Annotated in this window: 17 protein-coding genes; 11 read left to right on the top strand and 6 right to left on the bottom strand. The window is 52.8% G+C overall.

The features are described from left to right. Window positions 1-36: 36 nt before the first annotated feature. The 4 genes from OEV59_03675 to trxA form a co-directional block, all read right to left on the bottom strand. Window positions 37-1083 (bottom strand): sodium:calcium antiporter, encoded by a 1047-nt coding sequence (locus OEV59_03675; GenBank protein MDH4226840.1) that lies wholly within the window; start codon window positions 1081-1083, stop codon window positions 37-39. 72 nt (window positions 1084-1155) lie between these two features. After that, window positions 1156-2862 (bottom strand): adenosylcobalamin-dependent ribonucleoside-diphosphate reductase, encoded by a 1707-nt coding sequence (locus OEV59_03670; protein ID MDH4226839.1) that lies wholly within the window; start codon window positions 2860-2862, stop codon window positions 1156-1158. Between the two features lie 169 nt (window positions 2863-3031). Then, entirely contained in the window at window positions 3032-3421 is a 390-nt protein-coding gene (locus tag OEV59_03665; GenBank protein MDH4226838.1) for a hypothetical protein, read from the bottom strand. A 357-nt stretch (window positions 3422-3778) separates the two neighbouring features. Further along, window positions 3779-4105 (bottom strand): thioredoxin, encoded by a 327-nt coding sequence (gene trxA, locus OEV59_03660; GenBank protein ID MDH4226837.1) that lies wholly within the window; start codon window positions 4103-4105, stop codon window positions 3779-3781. Between the two features lie 136 nt (window positions 4106-4241). Between trxA and OEV59_03655 the strand changes: the two genes are divergently transcribed. From OEV59_03655 to OEV59_03645, 3 genes are all read left to right on the top strand, one after another. Continuing rightward, a complete protein-coding gene (locus OEV59_03655) occupies window positions 4242-4562 on the top strand; it encodes a hypothetical protein (protein ID MDH4226836.1) in 321 nt (106 codons plus the stop codon). A 174-nt stretch (window positions 4563-4736) separates the two neighbouring features. Then, on the top strand, window positions 4737-6458 hold the full coding sequence (locus tag OEV59_03650) for a tetratricopeptide repeat protein (GenBank protein ID MDH4226835.1): 1722 nt from the start codon (window positions 4737-4739) through the stop codon (window positions 6456-6458). Between the two features lie 4 nt (window positions 6459-6462). Then, the gene (locus OEV59_03645; GenBank protein ID MDH4226834.1) at window positions 6463-7092 is read left to right on the top strand and encodes a hypothetical protein; all 630 of its coding nucleotides are present in this window, start codon (window positions 6463-6465) and stop codon (window positions 7090-7092) included. Here OEV59_03645 and OEV59_03640 read toward each other — a convergent pair. Then, entirely contained in the window at window positions 7082-8533 is a 1452-nt protein-coding gene (locus OEV59_03640; protein MDH4226833.1) for a phosphomannomutase/phosphoglucomutase, read from the bottom strand. The genes OEV59_03645 and OEV59_03640 overlap by 11 nt on opposite strands. Before the next feature lie 4 nt (window positions 8534-8537). After that, window positions 8538-9071, bottom strand: a complete 534-nt coding sequence (gene tadA / locus OEV59_03635; protein ID MDH4226832.1) for a tRNA adenosine(34) deaminase TadA — start codon at window positions 9069-9071, stop codon at window positions 8538-8540. Window positions 9072-9192: 121 nt separating this feature from the next. On the opposite strand from tadA, the gene OEV59_03630 reads away from it, so the two are divergent. From OEV59_03630 to OEV59_03595, 8 genes are all read left to right on the top strand, one after another. Then, entirely contained in the window at window positions 9193-10041 is an 849-nt protein-coding gene (locus OEV59_03630; protein MDH4226831.1) for a serine protease, read from the top strand. Window positions 10042-10156: 115 nt separating this feature from the next. Further along, window positions 10157-11572 carry a cbb3-type cytochrome c oxidase subunit I gene (locus OEV59_03625; GenBank protein MDH4226830.1) on the top strand — a complete coding sequence of 472 codons (1416 nt, stop codon included), beginning with the start codon at window positions 10157-10159 and terminating at the stop codon, window positions 11570-11572. 10 nt (window positions 11573-11582) lie between these two features. After that, window positions 11583-12365, top strand: coding sequence for an SCO family protein (locus OEV59_03620; protein ID MDH4226829.1), 783 nt, complete (start codon window positions 11583-11585; stop codon window positions 12363-12365). 80 nt (window positions 12366-12445) lie between these two features. Then, on the top strand, window positions 12446-12886 hold the full coding sequence (locus tag OEV59_03615) for a BlaI/MecI/CopY family transcriptional regulator (protein ID MDH4226828.1): 441 nt from the start codon (window positions 12446-12448) through the stop codon (window positions 12884-12886). Next, window positions 12886-13803 carry a M56 family metallopeptidase gene (locus OEV59_03610; protein MDH4226827.1) on the top strand — a complete coding sequence of 306 codons (918 nt, stop codon included), beginning with the start codon at window positions 12886-12888 and terminating at the stop codon, window positions 13801-13803. The genes OEV59_03615 and OEV59_03610 overlap by 1 nt, the downstream gene beginning before the upstream one ends. Before the next feature lie 170 nt (window positions 13804-13973). After that, window positions 13974-15224 carry a TolC family protein gene (locus OEV59_03605; GenBank protein ID MDH4226826.1) on the top strand — a complete coding sequence of 417 codons (1251 nt, stop codon included), beginning with the start codon at window positions 13974-13976 and terminating at the stop codon, window positions 15222-15224. Further along, a complete protein-coding gene (locus OEV59_03600; protein MDH4226825.1) occupies window positions 15211-16545 on the top strand; it encodes an efflux RND transporter periplasmic adaptor subunit in 1335 nt (444 codons plus the stop codon). Before OEV59_03605 ends, OEV59_03600 begins: the two co-directional genes overlap by 14 nt. A 9-nt stretch (window positions 16546-16554) precedes the next feature. Continuing rightward, window positions 16555-19671 carry a CusA/CzcA family heavy metal efflux RND transporter gene (locus OEV59_03595; protein MDH4226824.1) on the top strand — a complete coding sequence of 1039 codons (3117 nt, stop codon included), beginning with the start codon at window positions 16555-16557 and terminating at the stop codon, window positions 19669-19671. The last annotated feature ends 18 nt before the right edge of the window (window positions 19672-19689 follow it).

The following is a 19689-nucleotide window of genomic DNA, read 5'->3' as shown; positions in this document are numbered from 1 at the left end:
TTTAGCGCAGCGTTCAATATAAATCGGTCTTTGTCGCTACGCGTAGCCGTATATCACGATGCCGACGAATATGATGTAGAGGATGCCGTTTAACACGAGGTGGCGCGCTCTTATCTCTATGCCGCGGCGTATGCAGTAATAGAGCCAGAGAGCGGCGATAATGGTAAGTAAGCCGCTTGCCATGACCGTAAGGTTCATTGTCCAAGGCGTAAGGAATATGCCAAGGGCCGGGAGCATGCTTCCCTGAAAGACCATTGCGCCGCTAAGGTTCCCGACGGCCATCGTGTCCTTTGATGAGCGTATCCAGATGACGCTGTTTACCTTTTCGGGAAGTTCGGTGGCAATAGGCACGATTATGAGCGACAGGGCGATTACGGGTATGCCGAGTATATTAGAGAGCCCCTCTACACCGTGCACGAACCCTTTTGCGCCGAAAATAATGAAGCCCACGGCTACGAGAAGCTGTATAACCACGAACGTCATATGGTCGCTAAATACGCGCGATATGTAGAGTGGGTTACTTTCTTCCACCCCGTGCCCCGAGGCAACGAGTTTTTCGCTGGCCTTTACGGTTTCGAGCACATAGTAGAAGTAAAGGATGATGAGCATTATCGCCACAAAGAGCCTTACGAGTTTCAGGCTTTGCGGCAAAAAGGCCACGATAAAAGCAAGGGTGAAGGCCACGAGGAAAAACTCGATATCCCTTCTGAATCCGGTTGGTTCGGGTTTAAGGGAGTTTGTGTTGCGTTTCTTTCTGAAGTAATACGTCGCCCCGCCGGCAAGGCAGAAGGCGAGGGTCGAGAGCATGAACGGCGCTCCAAGTATGGCGCCGACGCCGACCTCTTCTGCAACGTGCTGGCTTAGTTCCGAGTTGCCCGAAGTCCATGCGCCGACGATTGCGACTACCGGCACCATTGATTCCGGAAGTGCCGTGCCTACTGCCGCGAATATGCTTCCCGTGACGCCCTCGGAGAAGTTAAGTTTTGCCCCGAGCGATTCGATTGCGTTTGCGAAGAGTTCGCAGGCCACGACTATGATGACGAGGTAAAACAGTAGTAGCAGTATTTCGTGGGATAAGGACATGTGTTTTTACCGGCTCCGTTTTTCTGTTCGCTATATGATAGATGTTTTTACGAAAAAATCAACACGTATCTTTTAGCAGTAGGGAGTATCCTTGCAGCTAAGCACCTGCTCTGTTCTTGATCTGGACCGGTACACGGTAATGCCCTTGCACCCGAGTTCGTATGCGAGAAGGTAGACGCGCATTACGTCCTCGGGGGTTGATGCCGAAGAAAGGTTTACGGTCTTGCTTACGGCATTGTCCGTGTGTCTTTGGAATGCCGCCTGCACGCGTACATGGTCGTCCGGGGATATCCCTTCTGCCGTGACAAAAAGCCTTTTTATTTTTTCCGGCACATCGGGTCTTTCGCCGAGGCCTTTGCCTTCGCGCACGTGTTTTAGTATTTCTTCCTTTAGAAATCCTTCGTCAAAGAGCGCTTCCTCGAGAAGAGGCGTCATTTCGTGGAGTGTTATGTTGCCAAGGGCCCTTCGATCGTAGCTTAATGCATAAAGCGGTTCTATGCCCGAGGAGCACCCGGCTATTATGGAAAGCGTGCCGGTTGGCGCAATCGTTGTTACAGTCGCGTTCCTTGCCCCGTGCCCGGCCTCGCAGCTTGGGTATGCGCCGCGCTCCTTTGCAAGAGAGGCGCTCGCCTTCTTTGCGGTCTTATTGATAAAACCCATGACCTCCTCGGCTGTAGATAGCGAGGCCTCGCTGCCGTAGGGAATGCCAAGGCGTATAAGCATGTCGGCAAAGCCCATTACTCCAAGCCCTATCTTACGGTTGCCCCTGACCGTTTTGTCTATCTCCTGGAGCGGGTATTTGCACATGTCTATAGTATTGTCCAGAAAGCGGACAGCCGTGTGCACTGTTCTGGCAAGCTTGTCGAAGTCCATGCTCCATTCCCTGCCGGGGCTTTTTTTAAGCATGCGGGAAAGATTTATGGAGCCCAAGTTGCAGGCCTCGTATGGCAGGAGCGGTTGCTCGCCGCACGGGTTTGTCGCCTCCATGGCACCCTGCCTCGGGGTCGGGTTTACGGTGTTTATCGCGTCGATAAAGAGGATGCCGGGCTCTCCGCCCTTCCATGCAGAAGTTGCTATGAGCGAGAACATCTCGGCTGCATCCGCCATTGCCGAAATTTTACCTGTGTGTGGGTTGGTAAGCGGGTAAGGTTCGCCGGAGCGCAGCGCGCGCATGAATTCTTCCGTAATGGAAACAGAGAGGTTGAAGTTGGCGAACTCCTTTGGGTCGTCTTTCGCTGTTATGAATGCGCGGATATCCGGGTGGTGCACGGAAAGTACGCCCATGTTGGCCCCGCGCCTTGTGCCACCCTGCTTTATTGCCTCGGTTGCGGTGTTAAATACGCGCATGAAGGATATGGGGCCGCTTGCCATGCCTCCGGTGGACTCAACAGTGTCGTTTGCGGGCCTTAGTCTCGAGAACGAAAACCCGGTGCCGCCTCCTGATTGGTGTATCACGGCAGTGTCTCTTACGGCCTTGAATATGGATTCTATCGAGTCCTCGATTGGCAGCACAAAGCATGCCGCGAGTTGCTGGAGCTTTCTGCCGGCGTTCATAAGGGTTGGGGAGTTGGGGAGGAATTCAAGAGAGGTCATCATTTCGTAGAATTCTTCCTCGGCTTTTTTCGACGGATGTCCGTATGCGGACTCTGCGCTTGCGATATTCGCGGCAACACGTCTGAACATGTCTTCGGGGCCCTCGGCAGCGTTGCCGCTGCTGTCTTTTTTGAGGTATCTTTTTCCGAGAACCGTTAGAGCGTTCGGGGTCAGAATTTCTTTCATCGAAGTCCCCTTGTTTTGATGGGAAGGATTTTGTCAGGAGGCTACTATATCGATTCTATCAGGATATGCGCATTTTTTCAATGGATACGGGGCGGAACTTGAAAAGGAAAAGGCCCGCGCCGCAAATAAAACTGCATCGGCGCGGGCCTTCAGGAGGGGTCGGTTATTTTTATGCGTTTAGTACCTTTATCAGGTTCGTAAGGTAGTTAAGGAGTGTTGTTGCTCCGTTTTGAGTAATGTGCTTATCCGCTTGGGCCCCAATGAAGTTCTTGGTTGCCTCGAGCTTGTTTACCGCAACGGCCTTGTCGCCTGCCTTTATCTTGTCCTTTGCGCCGTCGAGTTGCTTAAGTATTGCGTTAAGCACGCCGGGGTTCGTTATCTCGTTCCTTGCCGCAAGGTTCTTTGTAAGGTTTATTGCGCCGTCTATCGTATAAACGACTTTAGGAACTTTCGGCGGTGCCGGTGCTGCGCTTGTCGCGGTTGTATACGCAAGTGTTAATAGCGCTGCCACTGCCAGTACTGCTACGGATGCCAAAAACTTTGCTCTAAATGTATTCATTTTATATACCCTCCTGTGTAAGTGCTATTTTGTGTTTTGTTCTGTATTAAGTTTAGTTAATTATCCAAGGCAATTGCCTTATGCCATAGTATAAGAGCAAGAAGGATGCCAGATCGGGGCGGCAGCTAACCTATTGTTATTAAAGGAGTTTTAAAACTGTAACCGCAGGGTAATGACAAAAGTAACCTGACAATAATTGTAAGCCTTGTAAAAAATGCGTAATGGATATGATTTGCAAGGTCTTTGGAATCTAGCGGCCAATGTTTTGAATGTTTTGCGGTTATTGCTATATGCGCCGGATTGTCCTTTGCAGGACAATCCGGCTGCCATGGATGGTCTGTGTGATAAGGAGGCAGATTAGAGTGCTTTGCCAATCAGGCTTATCATGTTGCTTTTCGATACCGCGCCCACGATGCGGTCGACTTCTTTGCCGCCCTTGAAGAGTATTAGTGTAGGGATGCCGCGTACACCGAAGTTGCTTGGTGTGGCGGGGTTGTCGTCGACGTTTATCTTGGCGACCCGCAACTTGCCTTTGTATTCCGCGGCCAGTTGCTCAACCGTTGGAGATATAGCCTTGCAGGGGCCGCACCACGGCGCCCAGAAATCAAGGAGAGCTGGCAGTTCGGATTTGAGAATCATTGCGTCAAAGGAGGAATCTGCTACTTCAATCACGTTTTCCGACATTTTAAGGCTCCGGTTTTTAGACGTTATGCGGCTATATCTAATATAGAATAAGCCGGCCCGGTTGTCAATATGCAGGGTTTGTTCTTTTGCCTGTTTTGTCTTGACAAGCCCAAGCGATTATTGAGATTATATATGTGTGAAGCACGAAGAAACGCTTATATTCCTTGAGCAGGCTGCCGAGGGGCTCTCCATACAGGTCGGGTACGACGACCTGAAAAAAGGGGAGGTCAATACCCATGGCGGCGCTTTTGTGCTTAAGGGTTTGAAGCGCATTCTTATTCATAAGCACCTTAGCCCCAGGGAAAAGGCAGAGACCCTTGCCGAGATACTTCTTGATATGGGCAGGGGCGAGGGCATGGTAATCTCCGAGGATGTGATAAGCCGCGCAGAGGCAGTTCTTGGCTCTGCCGTGCCAAAGGCTGCAGAAAAGACCGCGCATGAGCCGCACGCGTCTTGATTTCCCGCATCGTTACGCCGTTTTCATCGTAAGCAACCGTTCATTGACTCAGGTTTCTCCGAAATGTTAAAATAAAAAGATAAGCCGTATCTGTGGCGTTTTGTCGGTATTTTTGCGGATATCAACCCAAAGTAATGTCCCGAGTGTCGCGGGATAAGGTGAATAACCATGAATATGTCAAGTTTTGAGATAGCGCGTAATCAGGCCGGCCGCATTGTCTTGTTGCCGCTCGTTGCGATTATCACGGGCGCCCTTGCTGCGTGCGCGCACGGGCCTTCAATGAATGCCAAGCATCCCGGGAAACAGCAGGGCGGGGTCATAGAGGTCGACGGAAAGCCTCGCGTAGAGGATGTCGTCGTAGAGAAGAAAAACGAGAGCGATACCTATTATTATTTCCTCGTAGCACAGGAACTAAAGGATTCCGGAGATATAAAGGGAGCCATAGAATATTACAAAAAGGTGCTTGCCATAGACGAGTCATCGGCCCTTGTGCACTCCGAACTCGCGTATCTTTATTACAAACATGGCGATATAGACAGGGCCCTTCTTATGGCGAAGAAGGCCGTGGAGCTTGCGCCGTCGGATGTGCGCGGACGGTTGATGCTTGGCGATCTTTACCTGGTGGATAAAAAATACGACGAAAGCATAGCCGAGTTCGGGGCCGTTATAAAACTCGACCCCAAGAACCAGAGGCCGTATCTGATACTCGGCAATATATATGTCAATAACAACGATCACGACAGGGCGATAGAGATTTACAAAAAACTGATAAGCGAAGTGCCGGATTCGGTCGTGGGGTTGTATTATCTCGGGCTTGCGGAGTCGGAGATGGGGCGCCTAAACGATGCGCTCGAACATCTAAACAAGGCCGTGGAGCTTGGTCCCGAGTTTCCGTCGGCGCATGTGGAGCTTGGGAGGTTATACGAGAATAAAGGCGATAACGCAAAGGCCATAGAGATATATACGAAGGCAATAGGGATTTCGCCGCACGAGTATTCGGTTAGAAAGCTCCTTGCAAGGGTGCTTGTCGCAGAAAAACGTTACGAGGAAGCCCTTGAGCAGTACGAAGAGCTTAAAAAGGTTTCGCATTCGGCCCTTGATGCGTATACGAAGAAAGGGCTTATCTATATGGATAAGCTCGGCATGAACGATGAGGCCGCCGTCGAGTTCGAGGGGGCCCTTAAGATAGACGCCGATAACTCGAGGTTGAGGTTTTATCTGGCAACTGTATGTGAAAAGGCAGGTAAGCCGGAAAAGGCCGCTGTCGAGTTTTCGAAGATAAAGAAGAATGATGAGTGGTTTGTCGAGGCCAAGCGCCGCGCCGCCAAGCTCTTTGCCTCGCTTGACAAGAAAACCGAGGCCGGGGCCGAAAGGGATGCGGCCATAAAGGTGCTCGAGGAGGAAGTAAAGAAAGCCCCGGGTGATGCCGACAGGCACTATCTTCTCGGAGAACTCTACGACGAAAGCGGCAACTGGGATAATTTTTTAAAGCACATGAACGCGGTCATAGCCATAAACCCGAGGCATGTTAATGCGTTGAACTATCTCGGCTACGCGCTTGCGGAGCGCGGCATGGACCTCGATAAAGCCGAGAGTTACATAAAGCGCGCCCTGGCGGAAAAGCCCGAGAGCGGCGACATACTCGACAGCCTCGGCTGGGTGTATTTCAAGAAGGGCGAATTGAAGAAGGCGGTAGCGGAGCTCGAGAGGGCGACGAAGTATCTGCCGGAAGACCCTACCGTTGCCGAGCATCTTGGCGACGTATATCTGAAAAGTTCCAACAAGAGAAAGGCCGAGGAGGCCTACGGCCGCGCAGCAAGCCTGTCGCCGGGTAACGAGGCATTAAAGGAAAAGCTTCGTAACGTCAGACGCGAATTAGAAAAAGAGAAGGAATAAGGCTGTGCTTCGCGCGATTTGCCTTGCCGCGCTCTTTGTCCTGCTTGCCGGGTGCGTATCGGCCCCTGCCATAAAGCCTGATTGCGCCGCTGCAGGCGTTATCTCTACGCTTAGAATAACCGCTCTTATCAAACACGAAAATTCCGAAAACGCGGCAAGGGCCGTTATGTATGTCAGGCGCCCGGATGCCATGCGCTTCGAGGTCTACGGCGCAATGAACAGGCGTATTGCCATTATAGCGGCAAGCGACAAGGGGTGCGCCTATTATTCGGAAGGAAGCGTCAGGGATTGCGATGAGTCTAACGGCTCAAACCCATTAACCCTTCTTACCGCACGCGAGGTTGTAGAGTTTCTTTTTGATGATAGAGGAGCTTTTGGCGGCATTCTTTCGGATTCGTGGCAGCTCGAACGTTCGGCAGACGGGCGCATAGCAAAGGCCGTAAAGGCGGTAGGGCCGCTTTCGGTTGTCGTGACGCTTGGCGGTTATGAAGAGACGGGCTGCGTTATGCTGCCGCGGTCTATGCGCGTTGAGAGCAGAGGAGAGTCCTTTGAAATAGTAGTAAAAGGCGCGAAGCCAAATGTCGACCTCGATGACGGCGCTTTCGAGCTTGTTGCAGACCCTTCTAACCCTTAAACCCGCTCCAGGCCTGTTTTATCCTTGCCCTTACGAACCCCTTGAATTTTTCTATCGACGCCTCGTCCGTTGCCTCGTATCTCAAGACGAGCACGGGCTGTGTGTTGCTTGCCCGCATTAGCGCCCATCCGTTGTCAAAGATAATTCTAAGGCCGTCTATGTCTATGATCTCGCGTATGGAGAGGTCTTTGGGCGGGTCGTTTTTCAGTCCGGCTTTTATCTTCTCTATCACGCCGAACTTTTCCGAGTCAGGGCAGTCGACCCTGTACTCTGGCGTTACGAATGTCTTTGGAAGCCCCTTTAGGAGGTCCGAGAACACGGCAGAAGGGTTTTCGGCCTTGAGCTTGGCAAATATCTCGGCTATGCGGCACGATGCGTAAACCGCGTCATCGAAGCCGAAGTACCTGTCCGCAAAGAATATGTGGCCGCTCATCTCCCCTGCCATGGAGGCCTTGAGTTCTTTCATCTTGGACTTGATGAGAGAATGCCCTGTCTTCCACATTACGGCATTGCCGCCGCTTTTCCTTATTTCGTCGTACATGACCTGCGAGCACTTTACCTCGCCGACTATCGTTGCGTTCTTTGTTGTCTTTAGAATGTCCTTTGCGTAGATAATCATCAACTGGTCGCCCCAGACTATCGCGCCTTTTTCATCCACGACGCCTATTCTGTCGGAATCCCCGTCGTAGCCTATGCCGAAGTCAGCGCCCTGTTTTTTCACCTCTGTTATGAGGTGCTCGAGGTTTTCGGGCACTGTGGGATCAGGGTGGTGGTTCGGGAAGGTGCCGTCAGGCTCGCAAAATAGGGATGTTACCTCTATGCCGAGCTTTTCGAGTAATTTGGGCGCAACGAGCCCGCCTGTGCCGTTCCCCGCATCAACGACTATCTTCAAAGGTTTTTTAAGTCCAAGACTTTTAAGTATAGGGCCGAATTTTTCCACGTGAAACGCGGTATATTTCTCTATGATGTTTATGGTCGAGACCTTGCCCTTTGTTGCAGCCGCGGCAGGCGTCTCCTTTGCAGCTGCCTTTACCATCTCCTTGAATGCCTGGATTTCCTTGCCGTGGATGGTCTCCTTGCCCACACTTATCTTGAAGCCGTTATATTCCGGCGGGTTGTGGCTTCCGGTTATCATTATGCCGCCATCGGCGTCGAGCGTGAATAGCGAAAAATACTGGAGCGGGGTCGGGCACTCGCCGATGTCTATGACGTTTATGCCGGCGTTAGAGAGTGTTGTTGCGAGCACGTCCTTTATCTCGGTTGAGCTTGTGCGGACGTCTCTGCCTATCGTTACGGTAAGCGGGTCTTTTTTCGATTTTTCCTTTAGAAGCTTTGCGTATGCAGAGGCAAGGCACCGGGCAACGTCCTTTGAGAGCTCTCCCGGGTATTTGCCCCTGATGTCGTATTCGCGGAATATGTTGTCCTTTATCTCGATTGTCATTGGTCTATTCTCCGCCGTGTTTTTTTATTTTTGCGGCAAGCAGGTTCCGTTCGTTTCTTTTCCTGAGTTTTAAGAAGAATTTTTTTAACATCACGCTTGCTTCTTCCGTAAGCAGGCTCTCTTTTACGTTTATCCTATGGTTTAGGCGCTTATCTGCAGCCACGTCGTATAACGACCCTGCGGCCCCGGCCTTCGGGTCCCTGCACGCGAATATGAGATTTTCTATCCTTGCCTGCACAAGAGCGCCCATGCACATCAAGCACGGCTCGAGCGTAACATATATAGAGGAGCCGGTAAGGCGCCATGCCTTGAGTTTCTTCGCCGCTTTTTGGATTGCCGCTATTTCGGCGTGGCCCGTAGGGTCAGCGGCAGCTTCCTTTCTATTATGACCGCGGCCTATTATCCTGCCGTCTTTTACGATTACGGCGCCGATTGGCACGTCGCCTTTTTTCTCGGCCTTCAAGGCCTCCTTCACGGCCTCTTGCATGAAGAAGAGGTCTTCTTCGCTGAATTTTGCCGAAGCCCTATTCTTTGGCATTTTTATAGTTAACAGTAATTCGGGGCGCATGTCAAGGCCGCAGCGCCGCGCATAAAGGTTTGTTATTTCAAGCGGATTATGTTAGCTTATTTGGCGAAGTAATCATGCGGAGGTATTTAAAATGTTCGGTAGCGCTGTTGAAAAGGCATTGAAGTATATACGCCCGGTCATAGCAAGTAGAAGGCTCTACGACGGCACTGTCAGGGCAGATGGCGGAACTCTTATGGTCATAAACAAGGACGGCTGGTTTCTTAGCGCCGCGCATATTTTCGAGGTTATACCGCTCCAGAAGATGGATATGAAGGCCATGGACGACTACCACGCAAAGGCCGCGAAGTTGAAGGCCGACGTTTCATCTGCTGCGCAAAAAGAGCTTAAGAAGATGAGGCCGAATCTTAAATGGGTCACATCCTCCTCCATCTGGCCCGGCACCGACGGCCAGCAGATAGCCGATATCGGCGTCATCCCGCAGGCCGATATAATACTTGGCAGACTTGACCCGTTCGATGCCTCGACCGTCGCCGAGTACCCGGTCTTTGCCGACCCGAAGGTGGAGATGAAAATCGGCACGAGCCTTTGCCGCCTTGGGTACGCCTTTACCGAGCTTGATGCGAAGTTCGACGATAAGACAGGAAAGTTCTCGCTCGATTTTCAGAACCTTGTGCCGTTCCCGCTCGACGGCATATTTACGCGTAACATCGTCTTCAAGACCGAGAAAGAGGAGAAGATGACGCCGAAGTTCATCGAAACATCGAGCCCCGGGCTTCGGGGCCATAGCGGCTGCCCGGTCTTCGATACCGAAGGCCGCGTATGGGGCATACAGAGCAGGACCGCGCATCTGCCGCTTGGTTTCGGCGCTGCAGAGAGGCCGGGCGAGGCCGAGCGTTTTCTCGATGTCGGCTGGGCCGTGCACCCGGAGATCATCACCGCCTTTATGAAGGACAGGGGTGTAGAGTTTCGGACAAAGTAGCCTTTTGAAAACAGGTTGCCTTTTAAGCCTGTCTTGATATAATTTTTATTGCTGGCCGGAGTGCGGCGTGTATGTTTTGGCCGCCATCCGGCCTATTTGTTTGAGAGAGGTTTCTATGGACAAAGAGAATATGGATAAAGGTTCGGCGAGGCTTTTTACCGCATGGCTGGTGTTTGCCGTACTGGCGCTTGTGCTTGCCGGAGGGTTTGCATTCCTCGTTGCAGCGGCAAGGACGCCAACGGTGCATGAGTTCTTTCCGAACGTCGATTATATGAAGGTCTCGCTCGTTGCGCACGTGATACTTGCCTTCATAATCTGGTTCTTTGCCTTTGAGGGCGCTTTCTGGGTCTATATAGCCACGTGGTTTTTGAAGCGCCCGGTCGCGGCCCCGCTTCTTGCGTGGGGAGCTTTTGCGTTTGCGGCTATCGGGACGGCGCTTATATCCGTGTGCGCGTTTTTCGGGCTCGGCGAGCCGAGTTTTGTAAACTACGTGCCGATACTCGACCATAAGCTTTTTTATGCAGGGTTCGTTATTCTCTGCCTCGGCATACTCGTGGCAGGCATAGAAAGCTATATTACCATAATAAGGACGCGCCACGACATTGCGAGAAAGGACGATTTAAAGCTTTTGCGTATCGGGAGCGCGAGCTCGATATTTGCCGTGTTCTTTGCTTTTTTAAGCTTCCTTGTTTCCGCGTATTTTGTTCTGGGCGAGGGCGGCAGCCGCGACCTTGAAACGGTCTTCTGGGGAGGCGGCCATATTCTTCAGTTCACGAACACAGCGGCAATGGTAACGGTCTGGTTCTATATAACGTACAAGCTTACCGGAAAGATGCCCGTTGTCTTTAACAAGGGTCGTTTCATATTCGGCTTATTTACCGTATTTGTCATGGCAACGCCGTTTGCATACATATTTACGGATATAGATTCCTACGGACACAGACGCTTTTTTACCGCACTTATGGAGTTCGGGCTCGGGCCTTCGACATTCGTTGCCGCGATCCTCGTGCTGAGGGCGTTTTATAATGACACGGGCCGCGGCCTTTGGGCGAATATAAGAAACATGCCGTGGGCAAGGCCCGAGTTCTCGGCAACGGTATTCTCGATGGTGCTATTTCTCATGGGCGGCCTGATAGCCTTTACCATCTACGGCTACAACACCAAGATACCGGCGCACTATCACGGCGAGATAGGCGGCATTACGCTTGCCTTCATGGGGCTTGCCTACTATTTCTTCGATAAGTTGAAGCCCGGCTCTGTTGCAAGAAGGGTTGCCTCGGTGCAGCCCTATGTCTATCTTGCAGGCCAGGGGCTTTTTGTTCTGGCGATGTTCATTGCCGGAGCGCACGGGGTTGCGAGAAAGACATTTGGCGAGGCGCAGGGGCTCGATAAGGCCGCGAAGGTCATAAGCATGGCGCTCTTCGGTGTCGGTGCTTTTGTGGCCATAGTCGGCGGCGTGCTGTTCATAGTGATAGCGCTAAGGGCGCTGCTTAAGAAAAGGCAGCCTGAAAACGGTTTTGTTGCAAAATAAAAACCTTCTTATGCCGTCATTTAAAAATATATCCCTTTCGGTATGCGCGGCGGTTGTTTTGTTTGCTTACGCCTTGCCGCTTCGTGCGGTTGATAACGGCGCCGACTCTCTTGCCGGCGACAATGCAATCGGCAGCAAGCCGCCGGACGCCACTCTCACGAACTCGGATTCAAAGCCTTTTTCCGTAAAGGACTACGGCGCAGGCAGGCCGCTTGTCATTAGTTATGTGTACACGAGCTGCCCGCACACATGTCCGCCGATTCTTAAATCCCTTAAGCGCGCGTTCGAGGAGATGGAGCCCCCTGGAGATAGGTTTGCCGCTTTGACAGTGTCCTTTGACCCAGAAAACGATACGCCGAAGGTGTTGAAGGAACATTCCGATAGTTTCGGCGGCAGCGAGAACTGGCGCTTTGCAACGGCCAATGCGGAAACGATAAAGAAGTTTTGCGATAGCCGCGGATTTTACTTCGAGAAGACCGGCGACGGCTTTGTCCATACAAACATGATAACCGTGGTAGATGGCAACGGGGTCATTATCCGCCAGTTATATGGCGTGAACTTCAAGCCCGAGGAAATTATTGGCGCTGTGAACGACTCGATACTCGGTATATCCAGGGCAGGCGGCGAATTGGGCGTAGTGGACCGCATAAAGCTAATCATCTTCAAGTACGATATTGGCAACAAAAGGCTAACTATCGATTATTTAAGGGTTTTTACCCTTGGCTTCGTTTTGCTCCTGCCTGTGGCAGCTGCTTGGTTCCTCATTCGCCGCCGTTTTTCAGATAAATCATAACTTGGGCATAATAGCGGTAATTTCGCGGCTGCTTGACATTCTACTGTTTGTAGAATAAAATTATAGGTATAGGTGGTGTTATGGTCAAAAAGATAGCCAGGAACTTTAGAACATCGGATAACGGCCCCGGAGGCGTGCTCGGAAGCCTCGAAGAGGCGGTTATGAACGCGCTTTGGGCCTCGAAGGCCGGGCTAAGCGGCAAAGAGGTCAGGGACGAGGTAGGGCGCACAAGGGATGCCGCCCTTACGACCGTGCTCACGGTGCTCGAGCGTCTTGTGAAAAAAGGCCTTGTCGTAAAAAGCAAGGGCGAGAGCGTTTACGTGTTCACCCCAGCGCTTGGTAAGGACGAGTTCGAGGGCAGGGCCTCAAGAGAGGTCATAAAGGGCGTTATGGAGCTCTGGAGCAGTTCTGCGGCTGCGTCGTTTGTCGATATACTCGCATCGAGAAATCCAAACGAGCTTGATAAGCTTGCCGCGCTTATAGAGGAAAAGAAGGCCGGCATAAAGGAAGGCAGGAAGTAATGGCCCCTTTGTTCTACATATCCATACTTGTTTCCGTCATCGTTACGCTTGGCGTGCTCTCGGGCATACCGGCCGCTGCCGCGGCAACCGAGGCGCTTCTTAACTGGTGTAGGAGTGTTGCCTCCTTTTGCGCCGAGAGGGGTGATGTGATCGGCCTTGCTGTTATCTGGACAGCGCTCATAACAGCCGCAAGCGGGCTTATTTATGCCGCATTTAATCTTATCCGCCGCGTTTTGTCCGCGCATCTCGCGCTTCGGGGCATGAGAGTTTCGGGCTCAAAGGGCCCGCTGGCACTTCTGGACGCCGGGGACCTGAAGGCAGCGTTTACTGCCGGGCTCTTCAAGCCGCGCGTGTACGTTACCCGCTCACTTGTCGAGGCGTTGACATCAAAAGAGCTAAGGCAAGTCGTGCTTCACGAGATACACCACGTAAGGAGTAAAGACCCGCTAAAGTATCTTGCAGCCTCCTTTTTTAAAGACGCGTTCTATTATCTACCGCTTGCCGCGTTTATCGAGCGGATGTTTCTGGATTCATCAGAGAAAGCAGCGGATAAGTACGTTGTAGACAAGACCGAGGACCCTGTCTCGCTTGCCTCGGTGCTCGTAAAAACAGCTACCCTTAATCACGGCCTCGTTTTAATGGGAGCAGGGTTTGACGGCGCCTCGTCTGTAGAGACAAGGGTAAAGAGGCTTCTTGGCCTCGATGAGGCACGTAAAAGAGCGCCGCTTCGTGCCGTTGTAGTTAGCGCTGTATTGTTGTTCTTCCTGGCATCCGGGCTTACCTTCTCCGCAACGGTTACGACAGCCGATACAAAGAGCTGCACAACGGAGCACTGCCTTAAACATTCTAATCACGAAGGCGGGCACCATCACGATGTTGACGAGGATTGCGTAAAGCACTGCGAGAAGAAACGCTGATATTTTTTTGACGGGGCATTCTACAAGGTGTAGAATCGGCAAGGTAATGCGAGGCGCTTGTTATGAAACAGGGCATGGGTATTGCAAAATCTGATATAAGGGCTTTAATGGAAGCTATGAGACACCTCATAGCGGCGGTGGCGTGTATTTTGCTGCTCTCTTTACCTGCATTGGCCGATAAAGGCAAACAAAGGCCTGCGGCAGCAGAAGACGCGCTTACGCTATCTGGGCTTATCGAGGCCGCAGGAAAAAGGAATTTAAAGCTCAAGGCCGCGCTCATAGAGGAACAGCGTGCGCAAAAAAGGCAAAAGGTCGAGTCCGCGCTCGACGACCCCATGCTTTCCTTCGAGTACAGGCCGAGACGCGATGAAGACGAATTCATGATATCGCTTACCCAGGACGTGCCGTTCCCGGGAAAGCTCGGAACAAAGCGCAAGATAGCAGGCCAGGACGCGCTTGTAGCTTCGCTCCAGGCAGAGGCAGCAAAGCGGGACGCGTTAGCTGACATCAAAAAGGCGTTTTACGATTATTATTTCTTCGACAGAGCGCTTAAGGTTACGAGGGAGAACGAGGCGGTGCTTGAGTATCTTGGCGCGGTCACAAAAAGCAATTACGGCTTGAATACCGCCGGATTGGACGATCTCGTTAGGGCATCGAGGCTTTATTCGGATGCGTCCACGGACGCGGCAATGTATGAGAGCATGCGCGAGGGGGCTATCGCCAGGATAAGAAAACTCCTTAACATGAACGAAACAGAGCCTTTGGCAGAGCCAGAAGAGATAGGGTTCGCTCTATTCGAAAGGACGCGCGAGGAGGTCCTAAGCGATGCGCGCTCGGGCTCGCTCGATATAAAAAGGGCTTCTGTTGAGAAGACAAAGGGCGAGTACGAAGTAAGCCTTGCAAAGTATTCCTATCTGCCTGATTTCGTTTTCGGCGCCACTTATTCCATGATGCGGCCGGACAATCCGGCAATGAAGGACGAAAATAACTTCGGCTATATGGTGGGGCTTCGCATCCCGCTCTGGCTCGGCAAGAAAGGCGCAGCGCTAAAGGATGCAAGGCTTGGCGTCGACAAGGCGCTTATTATGGAGCGAGACGCGCTAAGCGGCTCTGTAAACGAGGCGCTTACTCTCTATGCCGAGATAACGAGCCGGGCCCGTGTGGTTGCATTATACGATTCAAGGCTCATACCCGAGGCAGAGCGCGCGCACAAGCTTGCCGAGGCAAGGTACAAAAACGGCAAGGAAAAGCTCTCCATGCTTCTTGAGGCCGAGGGGCTGCTTCTGGAGTTTCGGCTCGCGTATTACAGAGCGCTTACGGATTATCTTAAGGCCGTTGCCGAGCTCGAGAGGATTACTGGCAAGGATTATCTGCCGCGCACGGCTTCAAACGGAAACGGAGGCAGCAATGGGAAAAAATAAGGCCATAATAGCCGCGGCAATTGCAGGGCTCGCTATCGGCGGCATTCTCGCGTTCTACGGCTCGAGGTACTTTAGCGACTCAGGCATCGGGGCAGATGAAAAAGCCGTTTCCAAGAGAAAGATACTCTACTGGCACGATCCCATGGACCCGAGTTTTAAGTCCGATAAGCCGGGTAAATCGCCGATGGGTATGGACCTTACTCCTGTTTACGAGGATGAGGCAGGTGGAGCGGTAGGGGCCGGCGGCGCCATTTCGATTGGCGCTCTGGCAACGCAGACAATTGGCGTAAGGACGGAAAAGGCCGGGCACGCGGAAGTAACGAGGCATATAAAGACCGTTGGCAGGGTCGAGTTCGACGAAAAGCGCGTGTACCAGGTGCACGCGAAGGTTGACGGCTGGATAGAGAAGCTCTATGTAAGCTCCACCGGAGCCGATGTAAAGAAGGACGACATGCTTCTTTCCATCTACAGCCCGGCGCTTGTCAGCGCCGAAGAGGAGTATCTTCTGGCGCTAAAAAACAGAAAGAAGATGGAAAAGGCCGGAAGGGAATCGTTTGTCGCTCTTAGCAGAAAAAGGCTCGAGCTCTATGATGTTCCCGCTCACCAGATAAAGGAGCTCGAAAAAACAGGAGAGATAATCAAGAGCCTGCACATACATTCTCCGGTCTCGGGCATAGTCGTTGATAAGCCCGTTACAGAGGGCATGTATGTAGAGCCCGGGACAAAGCTCTACACACTGGCCGACCTTTCGGTCGTATGGGTGATTGCCGATGTATATGAAAAGGACATCGCGTGGATAAAGGCCGGGCAAAAGGCGGACATAACAGTTGCCTCGTACCCCGGTAAGACGTTTGACGGCACAGTGTCGTTTGTGTACCCGTTTGTCGAGGACCAGACGCGGACCAACAAGGTCCGTCTCGTTCTCGATAATAAGGATGGCCTCTTGAAGCCGGACATGTACGCGACCGTGTCCTTTAAATCCACGGTAAAGCACGCTGCCGTTGCCGTTCCCTCGGAGGCTGTCATACGCTCCGGGGAAAGAAGCGTTGTAATCGTAAGTCTCGGTGGTGGAAAGTTCGAGCCGCGAAACGTCACGCTTGGCGTCGAGGGCGAGGGCATATACGAGATAACAGACGGCGTAAAGGAAGGCGAGGATGTGGTTACCTCGGCGCAGTTCCTTATAGATTCTGAGAGCAGCATGAGAGAGGCCATAAAGAACCTTGGCAATGCAAAAGAGAGCAAGGCGGGCGCAGGCGGCGGCGATGCCGCGCGGGAAGATAAGAAGGGCAAAGCGGCAACAGGGCACGAGCACCACCACTAAAAGGCTATTATGGCACCCATAGAGCGCGTCATAGATTTTTCCATAAGGAACAGGGCAGGTGTAGTGCTGATTGCCCTGTTTATCGTGGCGGCAGGTATTGTCGCTGCCTTTCGCATGCCCATAGACGCAATACCGGATCTGTCGGATGCGCAGGTCATCGTGTATGCCGATTATCCGAACCAGGCCCCTGCGGTTGTCGAGGACCAGGTGACGTACCCGCTTACCACCGCGCTCTTGAACGTTCCAGGAGCGAGGACAGTAAGAGGGTATTCGTTTTTCGGCGGTTCGTTCGTCTACGTTCTATTCGAGGACGGCACTGACATATACTGGGCGCGTAGCCGCGTCCTCGAGTACTTGAATTCCATTGCCGGGCGGCTTCCGAAGGGCGTTAGCGCAGCGCTTGGGCCGGACGCGACCGGGGTCGGCTGGATATACGAGTACGCGCTCGTTGACAAGAGCGGCAAGCGGGATTTATCCGAGCTAAGAAGCCTTCAGGACTGGTTCATACGCTACGAACTGCAAAGCGTTGACGGAGTAGCCGAGGTGGCGAGTGTCGGAGGTTTTGTAAAGCAGTACCAGGTGGTGCTCGACCCGGCGAAACTTCGTGCCTACGGCGTGACCATAAACGGGATAAACGAGGCCATAAAGAGGTCGAATAACGACGTCGGCGCGCGCGTCGTTGAAATGGCAGGGACCGAGTTCATGGTAAGGGGGCTCGGGTACATAAAGGGCATCGAGGATTTGAAAAACGTCGTTGTAAAAAGCGCGTCCAAGGGAGTGCCGCTAACCCTTGGCGATATTGCCGAGGTGAGGCTTGGCCCCGAACAAAGGCGCGGTGTCGTGGACTATAACGGCGAGGGAGAAACGGTTGCGGCAATTGTCGTCATGCGCCACGGCGAGAACGCGCGTAAGGTGATAGCAAAGGTCAAGGAGAAGCTCGAGTCGATAAAGGCGTCCTTGCCAGAGGGCGTTGAGATACGCGAGGCATACGACCGCTCGGGCCTGATAGACAGGGCGGTTGCCACGTTAAAGACAAGGCTTGTCGAGGAATCCATAGTTGTCGCGCTTCTTTGCGCCCTGTTCCTTTTTCACGCAAGGAGCGCCCTTGTTGCTGTGGCTACGATACCCGTTGGCATGCTCGCCTCCATACTCGTTATGAGCATGCTTGGCATAAATGCCAACATAATGAGCCTTGGCGGCATCGCAATCGCCATAGGCGCGATGATAGACGCTGCAATCGTGATGATAGAGAACGCGCATAAGCATCTTGAGAAAAACGATGACAGCGACAGGTGGCGCGTAGTGGCTGCTGCGTCAAAGGAGGTAGCCCCGGCGCTATTCTTTTCGCTTCTTATAATAACATTCTCGTTCCTTCCAATCTTCGCGCTCGAGGCAGAGGAGGGCCGCCTCTTTAAGCCCCTTGCCTACACAAAGACCTTTGCCATGGCAGCATCCGCGATAATCGCCGTAACGCTCGTGCCCGTGCTCATGGGGTATCTCATAAAAGGCAGGATAACGCCCGAGGATAAGAACCCGGTGAACAGGCGTTTAATCGAGCTTTATCTGCCGCTTGTAAGGGCTGCGTTGCAAAAAAAGAAGCTCGTGCTCGGCGCTGCTGCCATAGCAGTGCTTCTTACAGTGATCCCCCTTGTAAGGATGGATAGCGAGTTCATGCCGGTTATAGACGAGGGAGACCTTGTCTACATGCCGACATTACTGCCTGGCGTCTCCATTGCGCAGGCAAAAGAAATAGTCCATGCGACCGATAAAATCATCATGGCGTTTCCGGAGGTAGAGAGCGTGCTCGGTAAGACCGGCAGGGCCGAGACAGCGACCGACCCTGCGCCGCTCTCGATGATAGAGAGCGTTATAAAGGTGAAGCCTAGAAAAGAATGGCGAAGCCACATGACGCCTGAAAAGCTACGGCGCGAGCTTAGCGAGGCATTGAAGCTTCCGGGCATTTCCAAGGTTGATATGACCATGCCCATACAGACGCGTATAGATATGCTCTCTACCGGCATCCGTTCTCCTGCCGGAGTTAAGATAGCGGGGCCCGATATAAAAGAACTTGAGCGGCTCTCTCTAGAGGCCGAGCGCATACTGTCGTCAATGGACGAGACCGATGCGGTGTTTGCCGAGAGGGCCGCGGGCGGCAATTATCTCGACTTCGAGATAGACAGGAAGGCGGCGGCAAGGTACGGGTTGAACGTCGGGGATGTGGAGGATGCCATAGAGGCCGCAATCGGGGGAGTGAATGTCACAGAGACCGTCGAGGGCAGGGAGCGCTATCCCGTGAACGTGCGCTACGGTAGAGAGCACAGAGACAGTATCGATAAGCTCTCTGCCGTGCTCGTGCCGACCCCCGGCGGCGAGCATATCCCGATAGGGCAGCTTGCCGTGATAAAGCTTCGTAAGGGAGCTGCAGAGATAAAGAGCGAGGATGCGCGGCTTAACGCGTGGATATACGTGTACCCGAAGGCAGCGCTTGGAAGCTATGTTGCTGCCGCAAGCGAGAAGCTTAAGAACGAGCTTAAGCTTCCGGCCGGGTACTCGCTTGAGTGGAGCGGTCGCTATGAGTACTTGAAAAGAGCGCGGGCAAGGCTGATGTTAGTGATGCCGTTTGTGATAGCGGTGATAGCGTTTCTCCTGTACATGAACTTTCGTAATCTGGCCGAGCCGTTGATAGTCATGCTCACATTGCCGTTTGCCCTTGTCGGAGGAGTGTGGTTCATGTACATACTCGGTTATAATATGAGTGTTGCTTCCGCTGCCGGGTTTATCGCGCTCGCAGGCGTTGCGGCAGAGACAGGGGTTGTTATGCTCGTGTACCTTGACATTGCCTACAGGCGGCGTATGGAAGGTGGCGGCGTAGCCGCAGCCGAGAATATTACCGAGGCTGTTATCGAAGGGGCGGCAAAGCGCGTAAGGCCGAAGATAATGACCGTTGCCGCGATAATCGGCGCGCTGCTGCCCATAATGATTGGCGGCGGCACAGGCTCCGAGGTGATGAAGCGCATAGCCGCGCCCATGGTCGGCGGCATGCTCACCGCAGCCGCGCTTACGCTTATCGTCATACCTGTTGTCTATCACGCGTGGAAAGAGCGCGGCCTCTCAAAGGGGAAATAGCGCCCGGTATTGCCTTCC

Source organism: Deltaproteobacteria bacterium (assembly GCA_029858205.1).
GTDB lineage: Bacteria > Desulfobacterota > GWC2-55-46 > GWC2-55-46 > DRQE01 > JAOUFM01.
This window is presented reverse-complemented; position numbering and strand designations above follow the sequence as displayed.